Origin of the sequence: Brevibacillus formosus (assembly GCF_003013405.1) — a bacterium.
Classification (GTDB): domain Bacteria; phylum Bacillota; class Bacilli; order Brevibacillales; family Brevibacillaceae; genus Brevibacillus; species Brevibacillus formosus.
Window position 1 is genome coordinate 113,760 of sequence record NZ_PXZL01000011.1, and the last position, 14,028, is coordinate 127,787.

General features: G+C 48.4%; 13 protein-coding genes. 7 read left to right on the forward strand and 6 right to left on the reverse strand.

What is annotated here, in order from left to right; genetic code table 11:
* The first annotated feature begins 17 nt into the window (after positions 1–17).
* From C7R91_RS11400 to C7R91_RS11415, 4 genes are read left to right on the forward strand one after another with little or no spacing between them, the layout of a single operon-like run.
* Complete coding sequence (locus tag C7R91_RS11400; RefSeq protein ID WP_047072092.1) at positions 18–1,220, forward strand: ROK family transcriptional regulator; 1,203 nt, start codon at positions 18–20, stop codon at positions 1,218–1,220.
* A gap of 16 nt (positions 1,221–1,236) precedes the next feature.
* A complete protein-coding gene (locus C7R91_RS11405) occupies positions 1,237–1,857 on the forward strand; it encodes a Gfo/Idh/MocA family protein (RefSeq protein WP_236697930.1) in 621 nt (206 codons plus the stop codon).
* Positions 1,854–2,849, forward strand: a complete 996-nt coding sequence (locus C7R91_RS11410; protein WP_047072091.1) for a Gfo/Idh/MocA family protein — start codon at positions 1,854–1,856, stop codon at positions 2,847–2,849. The genes C7R91_RS11405 and C7R91_RS11410 overlap by 4 nt, the downstream gene beginning before the upstream one ends.
* Positions 2,850–2,894: 45 nt before the next feature.
* On the forward strand, positions 2,895–3,767 hold the full coding sequence (locus tag C7R91_RS11415; RefSeq protein WP_047072089.1) for a sugar phosphate isomerase/epimerase family protein: 873 nt from the start codon (positions 2,895–2,897) through the stop codon (positions 3,765–3,767).
* A gap of 104 nt (positions 3,768–3,871) precedes the next feature.
* Here the strand turns inward: C7R91_RS11415 and C7R91_RS11420 are convergent, their stop codons facing one another.
* The gene (locus C7R91_RS11420; protein ID WP_047072088.1) at positions 3,872–4,225 is read right to left on the reverse strand and encodes a DUF805 domain-containing protein; all 354 of its coding nucleotides are present in this window, start codon (positions 4,223–4,225) and stop codon (positions 3,872–3,874) included.
* 206 nt (positions 4,226–4,431) lie between these two features.
* On the opposite strand from C7R91_RS11420, the gene speD reads away from it, so the two are divergent.
* On the forward strand, positions 4,432–5,241 hold the full coding sequence (gene speD, locus C7R91_RS11425; RefSeq protein WP_047072087.1) for an adenosylmethionine decarboxylase: 810 nt from the start codon (positions 4,432–4,434) through the stop codon (positions 5,239–5,241).
* Between the two features lie 473 nt (positions 5,242–5,714).
* Here the strand turns inward: speD and C7R91_RS11435 are convergent, their stop codons facing one another.
* From C7R91_RS11435 to C7R91_RS11455, 5 genes are all read right to left on the reverse strand, one after another.
* Positions 5,715–7,433, reverse strand: a complete 1,719-nt coding sequence (locus tag C7R91_RS11435; RefSeq protein ID WP_047072085.1) for a hypothetical protein — start codon at positions 7,431–7,433, stop codon at positions 5,715–5,717.
* Between the two features lie 180 nt (positions 7,434–7,613).
* A complete protein-coding gene (locus tag C7R91_RS11440) occupies positions 7,614–8,279 on the reverse strand; it encodes an ankyrin repeat domain-containing protein (protein WP_047072444.1) in 666 nt (221 codons plus the stop codon).
* A 283-nt stretch (positions 8,280–8,562) separates the two neighbouring features.
* Entirely contained in the window at positions 8,563–10,032 is a 1,470-nt protein-coding gene (locus C7R91_RS11445) for an S-layer homology domain-containing protein (RefSeq protein ID WP_047072084.1), read from the reverse strand.
* A gap of 338 nt (positions 10,033–10,370) precedes the next feature.
* Positions 10,371–11,066: a response regulator transcription factor gene (locus C7R91_RS11450; protein ID WP_047072082.1), complete on the reverse strand. Its 696-nt coding sequence runs from the start codon at positions 11,064–11,066 to the stop codon at positions 10,371–10,373.
* Positions 11,067–11,081: 15 nt separating this feature from the next.
* Positions 11,082–12,545 carry a sensor histidine kinase gene (locus C7R91_RS11455; protein WP_047072080.1) on the reverse strand — a complete coding sequence of 488 codons (1,464 nt, stop codon included), beginning with the start codon at positions 12,543–12,545 and terminating at the stop codon, positions 11,082–11,084.
* A gap of 169 nt (positions 12,546–12,714) precedes the next feature.
* Here C7R91_RS11455 and C7R91_RS11460 point away from each other — a divergent pair, with 169 nt between their 5' ends.
* Entirely contained in the window at positions 12,715–13,512 is a 798-nt protein-coding gene (locus C7R91_RS11460; protein ID WP_047072078.1) for a carbon-nitrogen hydrolase family protein, read from the forward strand.
* A gap of 108 nt (positions 13,513–13,620) precedes the next feature.
* Complete coding sequence (locus C7R91_RS11465; protein WP_047072076.1) at positions 13,621–13,869, forward strand: hypothetical protein; 249 nt, start codon at positions 13,621–13,623, stop codon at positions 13,867–13,869.
* Positions 13,870–14,028: the final 159 nt, after the last annotated feature.

Sequence of the window (14,028 nt, forward strand, 5' to 3'; positions counted from 1 at the left end):
ATAAAAGGGATGGTTACATGCGTAGGACGGGTGATTTAAAGCTGATCCAGGAACTGAATCGCTCCATCATATTCGATACGATCCGTCATTACGGGCCCATTTCCCGGAGTGAAATAGCCAAGCGGAACAAACTGAGTCCTACTACCGTGACCTCGGCAGTCAGTGAGTTGATTCGTGACTCGTTCGTGTGCGAGGTGGGAACAGGAGAGTCAAATGGCGGACGCAAACCGATATTAGTCCAGTTCTCCCCTGACAGTCGCTTTCTGATCGGTATTTCGATCTCTGGCTCGAAGATTACGATTGCCGAGATGAATCTGGAAGCTGCTGTTAAACGAAAGGAAGTCCACTCGGTCAAGCCGTACCAAGGGGAGAGCGTACTCGCTTATTTGCTGGACATCATTGCGCAATTTTTGCGTGGAGCCGCGAGTCTGGATACATGTATGGGAATCTCGATTGTCACACAAGGCATCGTGGACTCGGTCCATGGGGTGATTCGCTACAATCCAAAGCTCCGCTTGCAGAATGCCCCTGTTAAAGAGATGATCGAGCAGCGTTTCCAGTTGAAAACCTGGCTGGATAACGACACAAACGCATACTTGCTCGCCGAGAAGACCATCGGGGATTTCAGTCATTATCAAAACATGCTGTACGTCACGATTGGGGATGGATTGGGAGCCAGTATTTTGATGAACGGTGCCATCTACAGGGGCTTTAAAGGCGGAGCCGGTGAGTTCGGTCATACCACGATTGATCGGGCAGGTGTGCGGTGCGACTGCGGAAATGTTGGCTGTCTGGAAAATTACGTGAGTTGGCCAACGATTTACTCCAAGCTGGTCTCCTCGCTTGCGAAAGGAAAGACGAGCCGCATTTCGGATTTGGTGGAGCAGGATGTTGGTCGGATTACTCCAGCGGTGTTTCGCCAGGCTTTGGCAGAGCAGGACCCGCTCTCGGTCAGCATTTTGGAGGAAACCGCTTCTTATTTGGCTTCGGGGCTGGTCAATCTAATTCATCTGTTCAATCCGGAAGTCATTATTCTAGGCGGTGAGATTGCATTCGAAAATGAGCTGTTGATCGCCAAAGTAAAAGACTACGTGATGGAATACGCACATGGAATCCTGACGGAGGAACTGGAGATTCGGCCGAATTCGTTGGGTGAAAATGTAGAGGTCGCAGGAGCTGCCGCTGTTTTATTGCAGGATACCTTTCAGTTTTCGCTGTAAGAGGGGGAGCCGGATCATGGAATTCGCAAATGCGCCGCGTTTTGCTCCAGAATACGAGCAAGCGCACGAACAAATAAAGAAGGGAGCCATAGGCAAGGCAGGCGTCATTCGCTTGCGAAGAGGTGCTCCCGCATCGTCCCGGAATGGAGAGAAATGCATTTTTCAAGCGCTTGGAATGCGTGAATTCGATTGGCTGCGCTGGACGTTCGGCGAAGTTGAGCGTGTGATGGCGCGGGAGGTCAAGTACACGAATGAGTCAGGACAGATCGTCCATTATGCGCTGGTCATGCTCCGGATGGCTGGCGGGGCAATTGCTCATGTTGAGCTATCTTGGGCGGAGGGGACAGAACATGCTTCCTTTGAGCTTACCGGTGATCAAGGAATGATTACGCATGATAGCCGTGAAAGCACCCCCATTCGCTGGAGTCGGGGAGAGCAGTTTCTTTCGCCAACATTCCCAGAGATGGACCAGATGCAGCGACAGCGGGAGCATTTCGTTCGCTGTGTACAGAAACAGGAAGTGCCATGTCTGCCTTCTCGTGATCTGCTCGCGGCTCTCGATATCGCTTCCGCGGCGAGAGAATCGGTCAGGACGGGACAACCTGTGACGCTTATGCAAGGAGGTGACGAGGGATGAAGGTAGGAATCATCAGCTTCGCGCATATGCATGCGCATAGCTACGCTACTTATTTGCAGAAGCACCCAGATGCGCAGCTGATAGCAGTCTGGGATGATGACTCGCGCCGTGGAGAGGAAGTGGCCACTGCCTACCAGCTCGATTTTTACGAAGATCTGCAAGCCTTTTTGCAATCCGGTATCGACGCGGTCATTATTTGCTCGGAAAATGCCAAGCACAGGGAGCACGTGATTTCGGCAGCACGAGCGAAAAAGCATATTCTGTGCGAAAAACCGATTGCCACCGAAATTGCGGACGCGCGCGAAATGATTCAGGTCTGCAAAGAGGAAGGTGTCATCCTCCAGGTTGCCTATCCTGTCCGTTTTGCACCTGTGATGGAAAACGTCAAACAGATCGTTCAGTCAGGTGCTCTTGGAGACATTCTCGCCATCGATGGCACGAACCACGGACAAATGCCAGGTGGCTGGTTCATTGAAAAAGAGCTGTCTGGCGGCGGGGCAGCGACGGATCACATCGTCCATCTGATAGACCTCGTCCGCTGGATGCTCCAAGACGAAGTAAAAAGCGTCTACGCTGAGCTAGACACACGTTTTTACGAGATTGAGGTAGAGGATTGTGGACTGGTTTCCGTGGAAATGGAGTCTGGCGTAATTGTAGGAATCGATCCGAGCTGGTCGAGGCCGAAGACATTCCCGACGTGGGGAGATGTGACGATGCGGATTGTCGGCACCAAAGGGACGTTGGACGTCGATGTCTTCAAGCAACACGCGCTTTATTACAATGACCGCGATTCGAAGCTGCAAAATCTGCCTTGGGCTGTGGATATGGATGAACGGCTTATCGCCGATTTTGTGCAAAATGTCATGGAAGACCGACCACCGTCTATTACAGGAGAAGATGGACTGCGGACACTCGAAGTGGTGAAGGCAGCCTATGAATCCCATCGTCTCAAGCAAGTCGTGACTATCAACAAGGTGCATTTCTCATCATGATGAGCAGTAGCCTTTCTATACAATAAATCAAACGAGGTGGAACTGATGAAAATTGGATTGAGCACTTACAGTCTGCTGACAGCAATCCGAGCTGGGGAAATGAATGTACTGGATGTCGTGCAATGGATCGCTGATAACGGCGGTGAACACATGGAAATTGTGCCGTACGGTTTTACGCTGGTCGATAACTACGAATTGGCAGACGCTGTTCGGGATAAGGCAAAAGCGGTAGGGATCGAGCTGTCCAACTACTCGATGCCGACTAACTTTATTCAACCAGACGAAGAAGCCTTCGAAGCAGAAGTGGCACGTGTAAAAACACATGTCGATCTGCTGCACCGCATTGGCATCAAGCATATGCGCCACGATGTGTCCGCTTTTACTGTTCCCGTAGAGGAGACGACGATCGAGTACTTTGAAAAGCATTTGGCTGAGATGGTAGAGGGCAGCCGCCGAATCGCTGATTATGCCGCGCAATTCGGAATTACAACGACAATCGAGAATCACGGCTGGCTCGTACAGGCAAGTGATCGCGTGCAGCGTGTCTTGCATGAGGTCAACCGCCCGAATTTCAAAACGACGCTGGATATCGGAAACTTCATGTGCGTGGACGAGGCTTCGTTGGTCGGTGTGCAAAAAAATCTGCCTTACGCTTCGCTCGTGCATTTCAAAGATTTTTACTTCCGTCCGTCCTACCATGACCCAGGCGCAGGCAAATGGTTCAAGACGGTCAACGGCAACTTCCTGCGTGGAGCGATAGTCGGACAAGGAGACATCAACATTCGTGAAGTCGTCAAGCTGGTCAAGCAGTCCGGCTATGATGGCTATATCACGGTCGAGTTCGAAGGCATGGAGGATTGTCGAGAAGGTTCCAAGATTGGGATGGACAACCTGCGACGTTTTTGGGACGAGGCGTAAAACGATAATGGATCAAACGGCATTTGGGGAGTCCCGAACTGCCGTTTTTTCTTTGGGCAAAAAATGAAAAAACCTCTCCCTTATGAGGAGAGGTGATGGAGACATTAGAAGGATTGCGATGATTTTGGATTCGCACCGTATTGGTTGTCTCCCTGGCTGTCTTGGCACAAGAATACGAGCAAAATAATTGCACCGATAAAAGGAATAAACGAGAGAAGGATCCACCAACCGCTTCTTCCCGTATCGTGCAATCGGCGTGCAGTTACACTTAAACTAGGCAGTAATACTGCCAGTGAATAGACCAAGCCCAAAATAGATGCAGTACCAAGTAATGAGTCTACGAGAGCAATTACCAGAGATACGATGATGTTGAACAAAGTGAACATCCAATATTCTTGACGTCTAGCTCTTCCTTCAAAGGCAACGTATTTCTTCAATACGCTTGTATACCAATGCATGATAATTTCCCCCTTTCTTCTAAATTTTGACACACTTCGATATTTTATCACTAAACCCATTGAATTAGAACCATATTATGACAAGATTCCCTAATGCTATCGAATCATTTTGGGTTAGGACAAAAGTAATGAGTATTTATGAGCAAGATGGAGGAAAAAGTAAGAACGAACGAGTTTTGGGACGATACTACAGGGGGAAATGAAGCTTGGAACAAAAAACAGAACAAAACGTTACGCTGCACGGCTTCAACAATTTGACCAAGTCACTCAGCTTCAACATGTACGACATTTGCTACACGAAAACAAAAGCGGAACGGGAAGCGTATATCGAATATATAGATGAACAATACAGTGCCGAGCGTCTGACGAATATCCTGAAAAACGTGTCGGATATTATCGGCGCACATATACTCAATGTCGCCCAACAAGATTATGTACCACAAGGTGCGAGCGTCACTGTTCTTGTATCCGAGGGGCCAGTCGTAGAAGTCCCTACTGAATCTTATGAGGAATCCCCCGGACCTTTGCCTGAAAATGTTGTGCTGCAATTGGACAAGAGCCATATTACGGTGCATACATATCCAGAGTATCATCCTACGGAGGGCATCAGTACATTCCGGGCCGATATCGACGTGTCGACTTGTGGCGAAATTTCTCCTCTCAAAGCACTCAATTATTTAATTCGTTCGTTTGATACGGACTTGATGACAATTGATTACAAGGTACGCGGTTTTACCCGGGATATTCATGGATACAAGCTGTTTATCGATCACGACATCAGTTCGATCCAAAATTATATTCCCGAGGAAATTAAGGATTTGTTCCACATGATTGATGTGAATGTGTACCAAGATAATATTTTCCATACCAAATGCAAACGCAGGGAGTTTGATCTGAACAATTATTTGTTCGGATACACGAAGGATAAGCTGACACCGGAGGAGCAGGAGGATATTACGAAGCAATTGCAAATAGAGATGGACGAGATTTATTATGGGAAAAATTTTGTGAATTAGTAGCTGTAGTGGGGGAAAGAAGCGCATTTCCAGTCTACGCTTCGGCCTCCGCCCCACAAGGGGGGATTGACTGTCCGCTTCGGAATGAATGGCGGGAGCGCTTCAAACGTAGACAGTTTCGAGGAAGTATCTCATAAGTGAAGCTGAAATTCCCCGCCATTCATTCCTACGCTGAGTTGGGCTCCAGAGGCGCTTGGACTGGAAATGTACTTCTTTCCACATAGCTTTTTGTGCTTCTAGAATACTGATCCAAGTTGTCTTTAAGCGAAATACTCCATGCAGATTACACAAGAAGATGAAATAAAGATCATCTCCCTCAAGACCTCCAGACATAGACATAGCTGCCAAAAAGGTCTAACCTCCGAAATACTCTTCAGCTGTTCGAAAGTCATGTCACATGTTTGGAAGGAGACCGCCCGAACGAAGAGAGGATACAGGCGACTGGAAAACATGTGGCATGGCTTCTCCCGACCTCAACAGTGGGAGGTCATTGTTCTTTTATCTTCTCGAAGAGTTGGATTAAGATAGTAGGCCCGAATCTCCTCCAGCGTTTTTCTAGCAGGCTGCACGAATTCGCGGTCCCAATCTTCGGGAGGGGAATCCAGCGATATGCCCTTTTCCTGCAAGGTTCGAAATAGCTCCTTATCCGCTTGCGTAGGTATCCACCAGGTGTAGACAGGATTCGTTTTGCCATTGAGCAATGATTCGAACATAAATTTCACATAGGTAGCTGTAGAGAGCTCGCCGTAATTGACGTCGAATTCAGGCCCGGGAGCCGGATAATCCTCTGGATAGCGGAACGGGCCAAAGTGAATGGAAATGCCGAGAAAGCCGACAGGTGGAATGTTGTTTCCATACCCCGGGAGGGAGAACGGCAAATCTGCTGCGAAGTGTAGGCGAATCATGACGGAGTTGATGAATTGCCGTTCGAAGAAACTTTCTTTTTGCCAAATGCCGAGTTCTCGTGAAAGAGTATCCCAGTGAATAATGGACGTATTGTGCGCCAGCCAGAAGGCAGACGACATCTGTTCAAACGTTTTGTAAAATTCCTCGTCGTGATCATGGAATGGATCGAGCATGTCGAACAGGCTGAAGCACCCGTGTTTTCTTCTCCATTTTTGCGCGATGATCAGAAAATCAATCAATCGTTGGATTCGCAGCTCCGGGCTGCTCTCATTATTGGCAAACAGAAGCGTTGCTTCTATCAAATCGGCAGTGAAGTTGCCGTTAACAAAATCCCAGTAATTGATTTCACCAGCTTCTACACGTTCTTCGTTAATCCGCTTCGTATCCGTTTCCCATCGCGCAAAAGTGGTGACATCAATGCCGAAATAAAGCTCAGGCAAGAGGTCGTCCAAAATATGGAAGCGATAAGGACTAGACTGCTGGAACCAAGTTTTGATGAAGTCCAGGCGCGAAGAGGGAGACACGACTGCGGCCCGTTCCACATAGTTCGCTTTGGCAATCGTTGACTCGAATTCTTCAACGGATGAGGCGATCGCCACGAAAGGGGCTGCTGAGGTCAAGAAGTCCACGCCATCTTCATCGTTGTCGTATTGCACAATGATGTGCTGGAAGGTTGCCTCAGCCAAGGGAGATAACACGAGCTGATTCCAACGGTGCGCGGTTGTATCGTCTATGGCGCCGATGACGACGACGGGTTTGTCTGGTTCCCCGCGAAAAGAAATAGAGGCACCGTTTTGGACGACGATCTTGTTTTGGCAGCGTACGTTGATGGATGTACCTGCTTCAAAGCTGATGGAGGTCCCAGCAGCTATGATGACATCCTCTGGTCCGATCATGTACGGACCATTTTCTGCGCTTAATTCCTCCGATTGATTGATGATCCCCGATAGGCGTTTGTACTTATCCACGTGCAGTTGATAGGTGTGCTGTGGGTCTGGATCAGGCCCAATCGTCAACTGCACGTAGTAAAGACCATCTTCCTCCGGAAAAAACGGAAGGATGATGGGGGCGTTCGGACTATATTCAGCTTCTGCAAGTTTTGTTCGATGGATGTCATAAATTGTGATGGTAGTCAAAGGATGCGTCAGGTTACTCATATGGATTTCAATAGCGTCTGTAGAAGCAAGAAAGAGCTTGTACATCTCCACCTTAGCTTCAAGGTTAGGAGAAGCTTTTCGGATTCGTTTGTCCGTTTCCAGAATCGATGTATACGAGCTGACGGTCATGTGAAACAGGCTCCTATCAAAAAGGTATAGGCATAATGGAATAGTTTACTAGTAATTGACGCCTGAATATAGAAAAAGTTTTGAGTTTTGCAGGGTCTTTTGGTCTAGAAAATAAGAAAAAGGATAGGGGTCAGATGAGTTCTGACGATCCTATCCTTTTTCTTCAATTTATTAATCTCCCTATTTTCCGCCAGCCTGTGTGAGCATTTCCATCATTTCTTTGTAGCCGTGCTTTTTCGCATGCCCGAGAGGCGTCACACCATCGAAATCAGCGAGATTGACATTGGCATTGTGCTCGATCAGGAGCTTCACGATTTCCTGATGCTTCTTGCCACCATCGCCCAAAATCACTGCTTCTAAGAGAGCGGTCCAGCCCAATTTGTTGACATGGTCAATGTTGACATCGGAGGTGGTGAGCAGTTCCTTGACGATCTCGACATGTCCACGATCAGCGGCAGGAATCAAGGCCGTTCCGCCAAAACGGTTTGTAATGGTAGTGTCGGCACCTGCTGCTATCGAGGCTTTTACGAATGCGAACTGGCCTGCTGCACTTGCGAAGAGCAGGGGATTGTCTAAGTTGTTGTCCCGGATGTTGATGTTGGCTCCACGTTCAACCAACAAGTTGAAAACGTCCAGTTGACCGGAGTGGACCGCGATCAACGCAGAGGTACGGCCTCTGCTATCGGTGGCGTCAATATCCGCGCCTTCTGCAAGCAGCCTCTCAATCGCCGTTTTGTCTCCTTGACTGGTTGCTGTCAATAAGGCTTGATTCAGCTTATCCATTTCAACTTTCACCGCCTGGGTTGCTTGCTGCTCGCCACTCGTTAAGAGGGTATTCCAATTCATCTCACACCCCGACAGAATCATGACGGCGGTCAATAGACCTGCATACAGCACAGCGAGCCCACACCTTTCTTTTGATTTGGATACCTGCATCACACAAAAGAGGTAGTTCATAAGTCATCTTTTGATCACGAAGTAGTTTTGAGAGCAAACTCGGCATCGAAAGTAACGTTCACCTTCGAAGTCCGGCACTCATGTAGGTTTCCTACACTCCGCTCCTCCTTCTTCAGGTTCACGTTACTTTCTCGGTGCTGAAAAGCCGACTTTTTGAACTCTCATAAAAAGACTACTCGACTGTCAGCTCGGCAGAAGATTTGCCAGCCCAATCGCCGACAGGTGTTACCGTGTATGTGGTACCTGCTTTCAGTTTACCATCTTGCTGGATGTCAAACACGCCTGTGGTACCTTTACGGCTGGAATATTTGTACGTCGCCAACAGCTTTTCTCCGTCTGCACGAGTGAGTTCTACGCTGCGTCCGGAGAACAGCTCGTCTCCCGGGTCTTCAGTCAGGGAAACGGTGATAGAAGTTTCACTAACTGCTTTGGCTTCGCTAATTTGGAGCGGAGCGATTTCTTTTGCGACGAAGGTTGGATTCGCGATATTCGCCCAGTCGGATGTAATGGTGAACGTAACGCCCGGAGTCAGGACTTGGCCTTCTGGGAGACGGAATTTAATTTCTTGCTTGCCGTCTGTTGATTGTGTGAAAGGCACGTATTTCGCTACGATTGGCTGTCCGCCTTCCGGTGTAATGGTCACTTGTCTTGCCTGCATGGAAGAAATGATTTGATACGTTTTGCCATCTGCACTGTTGTTTTGATCCAGCACCAATGCATTTGCACCGCGCCCTCCGCTGTAGGCAGAGATAACATATCCGTAATCGATGACACCATTTGCTCGCAGGGACTCGATTTCAAAAGTGTCGTTTGTTACTTGGCGCACCTCTGTCATGTCGATCTTGGTTGCGTTACCTGCGAATGTGCCCGCCTTTTTCCCTTTGTATGTCAGGGTGTAGGTGGTTCCTGGCTTTTGAACCGAGGTCGGCACGATGTAAGTATTGGTAGAACCTGTTTTCAGACGTGGCATATTGGTCAGAGTCAGTCCATCGCTAAAGGCAAAGTCTTCTTTTGCTTTGGCAAATGCTTCGTTTTCTGCGGTCAACGGAGCATCGAACGTCACAATCAATGTAATTTCGTTCAAGGATTGCACGCTGGTGATGGTCGCTTTATCAGAAGGGATTGCCTGGCGAGCTACATTCAAGAGATAAGCGGCCTCACCGCGAGTAACGTTGCTGTCTGCGGAGAAGAAGCGTTCCGCCCAGTAGTTAACCGACTTCACATCACGCTTGAGCGCTTTTGCGATGATTTGCACGAATTCAGCATCTGTCACGGTTCCACGTGGATCAAATTGGCCATCTTTGGCTTGCATGATATCGAGGGATACCAGATCAACCGCGTATTTGTAGAACCAGTCATTTGCTTTCACATCCGTAAACGTTACGGATTTATCTGTTTTGCCGCCTTGCAAGCCAAAAGTGTGTGCGACCATTTTTGCCAGCTCGGCACGCGTAACTTGATTGTGAATATTACTGCCTTGCATGACTTTCAGCTTGGAGAGTTCAGTCACGGCTTGTTGGATTTCTTGAGCACTCAGAGGAGTGGAAGCTGCTTGCACGTTCAGTGCAGCGTAAGGCAGGGCTGCTGTGCCCATAACAGTTGCGAGCATCATGATCGCGATTTTATTGGAAAGCTTTTTCATCAGTTGGTCCTCCTTTAGATCAGTTGAGTGGGGTGTTGCTTGACTACCTGTAGGATAGTCGAGAGACCTAAACTGCCAAGAAACAAGAGATTAATAGAATCTAAAAAAGTTCTTAAAAAAATATAAAATGACCTCTACCGAAGCCTGGACGTGGAAGAGCGACCGCGTTTTAGCGGAAAGTCATTATGCGCTCCAGAAAGTTTAAGCAATGACGCTTTGAAACGGAGAGGTGATTAAACTTTCTTACACGTAAAAAAAACCTCCAGCTTTGACGTGGAGGGGAAAATCCCTCCTCTCATTTTCGCTGAAGGTTTTTGTGATGATCATGGTATTCACGCTTAGACAGTGAATCGGTAACCGGCACCCCAGACCGTCTCGATATACTGCGGATTGGACGGATCGATTTCAATCTTCTCCCGCAGCTTGCGAATGTGCACCGTAACGGTCGCGATATCTCCGCTGGAATCCATGCCCCAGATTCGTTCGAACAGCTCATTTTTGTTAAAAACCCGATTCGGGTGAGTCGCTAGAAATTCAAGCAGATTGAATTCTCTTGTCGTGAAAATAACTTCCTGATTGCGTACGTAGACTCTTCGGGATACTTTGTCGATGACGAGACCGCGAATGTGAATCTCTGCGTTCGTTGGTTGAGGTTGTCGGGCTGTCAAACGCTCGTATCTTGTCAGATGGGCTTTTGCTCTGGCGACCAATTCGCTTGGGCTAAATGGCTTTGTTATATAGTCATCGGCACCGAGATTAAAGGCGCGGATTTTATCGATCTCTTCTTTTTTGGCGGAGACGATCAGGATTGGCACTTCTTTAACTTGTCTGATCTGGCTGCACAATTCGAAGCCGTCCATGCCCGGAAGCTGCAAATCAACGATGATCAAACTGTAGTCACCATTGATGGCAAGTGGCAAGCCTTCGCTGCCAGAGTGGCATAAATCGACCTGAAAGCCGTTCAGTTCAAAATAATCCCGCTCCAGCTGAGCGATAGTCGTCTCATCTTCAATGATGAGGATACGTGAAGACATGGGAATGTGCACCTCCTATTGTTTGTGGATACGTTTTAACGTAAAGAACAGACTCGTGCCTGCGCCTTGCTTGCTCTCCACCCAGATTTTGCCGCCGTGACCCTCGACGATCTGGCGCGCGATGGAGAGTCCCAGACCGCTACCGCCCGTGGAAGAATTACGGGATTGCTCCACCCGATAAAAGCGCTCGAACAGGTGAGGAATGGCTTCTTGCGGGATACCGATGCCGTTGTCTTTTATTTCAATGGTGGCCCAATGAGCGTCCGCTTGAACCGAGACGCAGATGATTTTTTCAGGTTTATCCATGTATTTTTGCGAGTTGCCAATGATGTTTAAGACGGTGCGCTTGATTTTTTCCAGATCGGCGATGACCAGGGTGCCTTCTGCTGTTCGTTGATTCCATTGAATCGTGATGCCCTTCTTTTCCAAATCGTAGTGCAGCTCGTCGATGCAATCATCCAAAAACCGCACGATATCTACATGTTCAAACGTAAAGGGCACTTGCTTCAGATCGAGCTTGGAGTAGAGAAACAGCTCATCAACGAGCAAGTCGAGGTCTACTGCCTTGGAGTAAATGATGTTGACGTACTTGTCCATTTTCTCCGGGGTATCAGCTACGCCATCGCGGATTCCCTCGATATAGCCCTTGATATTGGTAATCGGTGTCCGCAAATCATGCGAGATGTTGGAAATTAACTCTTTGCGGCTTTCTTCGTCCGCAAGGCGCAGTCGCACTGATTCCTGCAATCGCTTGCGCATGTTTTCGAACGCTTCGTTCAGTTGTCCAATCTCGTCCTTTGTGTACAAATGGAGCTCAAAATCCAGATTGCCTTCCTTGATGTTCTCAGCTGAATTGCGCAGTAAATCGAGCGGCTTGACGACGCTGCGAGTAATCCAGCGGTATAACAAGACGTTTGCGATGACAATGACGCCGAGGAGGAGGAACACGAGCATGGGCAGCAGTTTGCGGATAACCTCACCAAATGGACTGCGCTCGCGGATCACAAAAACACTGCCTTTTGCTCCATCTGAATATTTGAAGTCAAACTTGGCATACGCATAAAATCTTTCGCCGATGTTGAACGTGTTGCGAATCTGGATGTTGTCCAAGTCATAGGGCGGCAAGCTGTTTTCCAACTCGGGCTGATTGATGGTTGGGGAGGTAAAGACTTGATTGCTCTCTCTGCGGACATACAAGCCGGCTCGTACCGTTTTGAGCTTGAAATCGTAATCGGCAAGCAGCTCCTGATTTTGCAACTGATCCGGCTCATTCTTGGCAAGATATTTCAATTCAAGGAAAATATTCTCTTCTTGTTCTGTCAGCGGATTGAGCTGATAATGCACTTTATAAAAATCGCGAAAGCTGTTGAAATCGCCTGTCGCAGCAATCGTAAATAGGCTGGCGGCTACAAAAAACGTCAGCAAGCTAATTACTAGCATCCCTGTGTAAGAGAGTAGCAGCTTGATACGGATGGACATGGACTCACCTACTTTCGATAGGGTGAAAATTTATACGCAAGATGACAAGTTCATTATATACAAGACGTCCAGCTGGTAAAGCATATTTACTTGGAACTCAGTCAAAATCGGTTATACTAGCAAGTAAGAAAACGAGAGCTTTGTATGAATGGGAAGGACGGGGATATTCATGAAAGTAGCCATTGCACAGCTGACAGCGACGATGGATAAGACGCAAAATTTGCAAAAAGCAGCCGATTACATTGCTAAAGCAAAGGCAGCAGGGGCAGATTTTGTAATCTTGCCTGAAATGTACAGCGCACCTGCCACGCCAAAGTCGGGAGTAACCCCAGCGGAGGTGGCGGAAAAGCTGGATGGCCCATTTGTTTCCGGCTTGGCGGAGCTAGCTTCGGAGCATGGGGTTTATGTGGTTTGCGGGGTGTTTGAATCCATCGAGGGTGATGAAAACCGTGCCTATAATACGACCGTTTTTCTAGGGCGTGAAGGACAGCTGCTGCATGCGTACCGGAAGACACATTTGTACGATGCCTTTTCCTACACAGAATCGGACTTCATCGCGCCTGGGGATAATCTGTATCAAGTGGTGGAAACGGAATTTGGCAAAATCGGGCTAATGGTATGTTATGAGGTGCGCTTTCCGGAAATCGCGAGACAGTTTGCGCTACAGGGTGCCGATATTTTGTTTGTGCCAGCAGGCTGGGTAGCGGGAGCGATGAAAGAGGATCACTGGGAGACGCTGGTTCGTGCGCGTGCCATTGAAAACACAATGTTCGTATGTGCGGCAGATCAGGTCGGAAATATTTTTGCCGGACGCAGCATGATCGTCGATCCGATGGGTGTCGTGATGGCAAGTGCAGGAGAAGAAGAAACGTTATTGATCACAGAACTGGATGTAAGTCGGATTGAACGAGTACGGGGCAAATTGCCAAGCGTTGCGAACCGCCGCGCAGAACTGTATACCAATTAAATGCCTATGCACACTTTCTCTTTTGTTCAATATGATGGTAACAGATAACTAGTCATTATTTTGGCCCTTATGTAAGCGTCACCATCATGAGAGAGGGAGTGTGTACGAATGTTCTGGGTCGTATGGGCTGTCGTTGGTGTGGTCGTTTGGTGGGCAATGAGTATGATCTGTACAGGAAAAGCGGCGGGATCAGGCTGGTGGGCTTCGCTCATTGCTGCTCTTTTGGGTAGCTGGCTGGGCGATTTGGTACTGGGTGATTGGCTGTGGATGTGGGCCGGCTTCAACGTCATTGCCGGAGCCATCGGTGCGGTCGTCCTCACTTGGCTGTGGAATTTGGTGGTGAAGCAGCTTAAATAAGCGAAACGATTTCGTATTACTAACTAACCAGGGATCGTCCAAATGGGCGGTTCCTGGTTTTCTTATGCTGAGCTGTAGTGGAGAGAAGAATATTTCCAGTCTAGGCTCCAGGCTCCGTCCTGCTGGGGGTTAAGACTGCCCGCTCCGAAGGGATTCGCG

Coding starts and splice junctions, on each gene's coding strand:
- C7R91_RS11400 (WP_047072092.1), top strand. CDS start 18: ATGCGTAGGACGGGTGATTTAAAGCTGATCCAGGAACTGAATCGCTCC.
- C7R91_RS11405 (WP_236697930.1), top strand. CDS start 1,237: ATGGAATTCGCAAATGCGCCGCGTTTTGCTCCAGAATACGAGCAAGCG.
- C7R91_RS11410 (WP_047072091.1), top strand. CDS start 1,854: ATGAAGGTAGGAATCATCAGCTTCGCGCATATGCATGCGCATAGCTAC.
- C7R91_RS11415 (WP_047072089.1), top strand. CDS start 2,895: ATGAAAATTGGATTGAGCACTTACAGTCTGCTGACAGCAATCCGAGCT.
- C7R91_RS11420 (WP_047072088.1), bottom strand. CDS start 4,225: ATGCATTGGTATACAAGCGTATTGAAGAAATACGTTGCCTTTGAAGGA.
- C7R91_RS11435 (WP_047072085.1), bottom strand. CDS start 7,433: ATGACCGTCAGCTCGTATACATCGATTCTGGAAACGGACAAACGAATC.
- C7R91_RS11440 (WP_047072444.1), bottom strand. CDS start 8,279: ATGAATTGGAATACCCTCTTAACGAGTGGCGAGCAGCAAGCAACCCAG.
- C7R91_RS11445 (WP_047072084.1), bottom strand. CDS start 10,032: ATGAAAAAGCTTTCCAATAAAATCGCGATCATGATGCTCGCAACTGTT.
- C7R91_RS11450 (WP_047072082.1), bottom strand. CDS start 11,066: ATGTCTTCACGTATCCTCATCATTGAAGATGAGACGACTATCGCTCAG.
- C7R91_RS11455 (WP_047072080.1), bottom strand. CDS start 12,545: ATGTCCATCCGTATCAAGCTGCTACTCTCTTACACAGGGATGCTAGTA.
- C7R91_RS11460 (WP_047072078.1), top strand. CDS start 12,715: ATGAAAGTAGCCATTGCACAGCTGACAGCGACGATGGATAAGACGCAA.
- C7R91_RS11465 (WP_047072076.1), top strand. CDS start 13,621: ATGTTCTGGGTCGTATGGGCTGTCGTTGGTGTGGTCGTTTGGTGGGCA.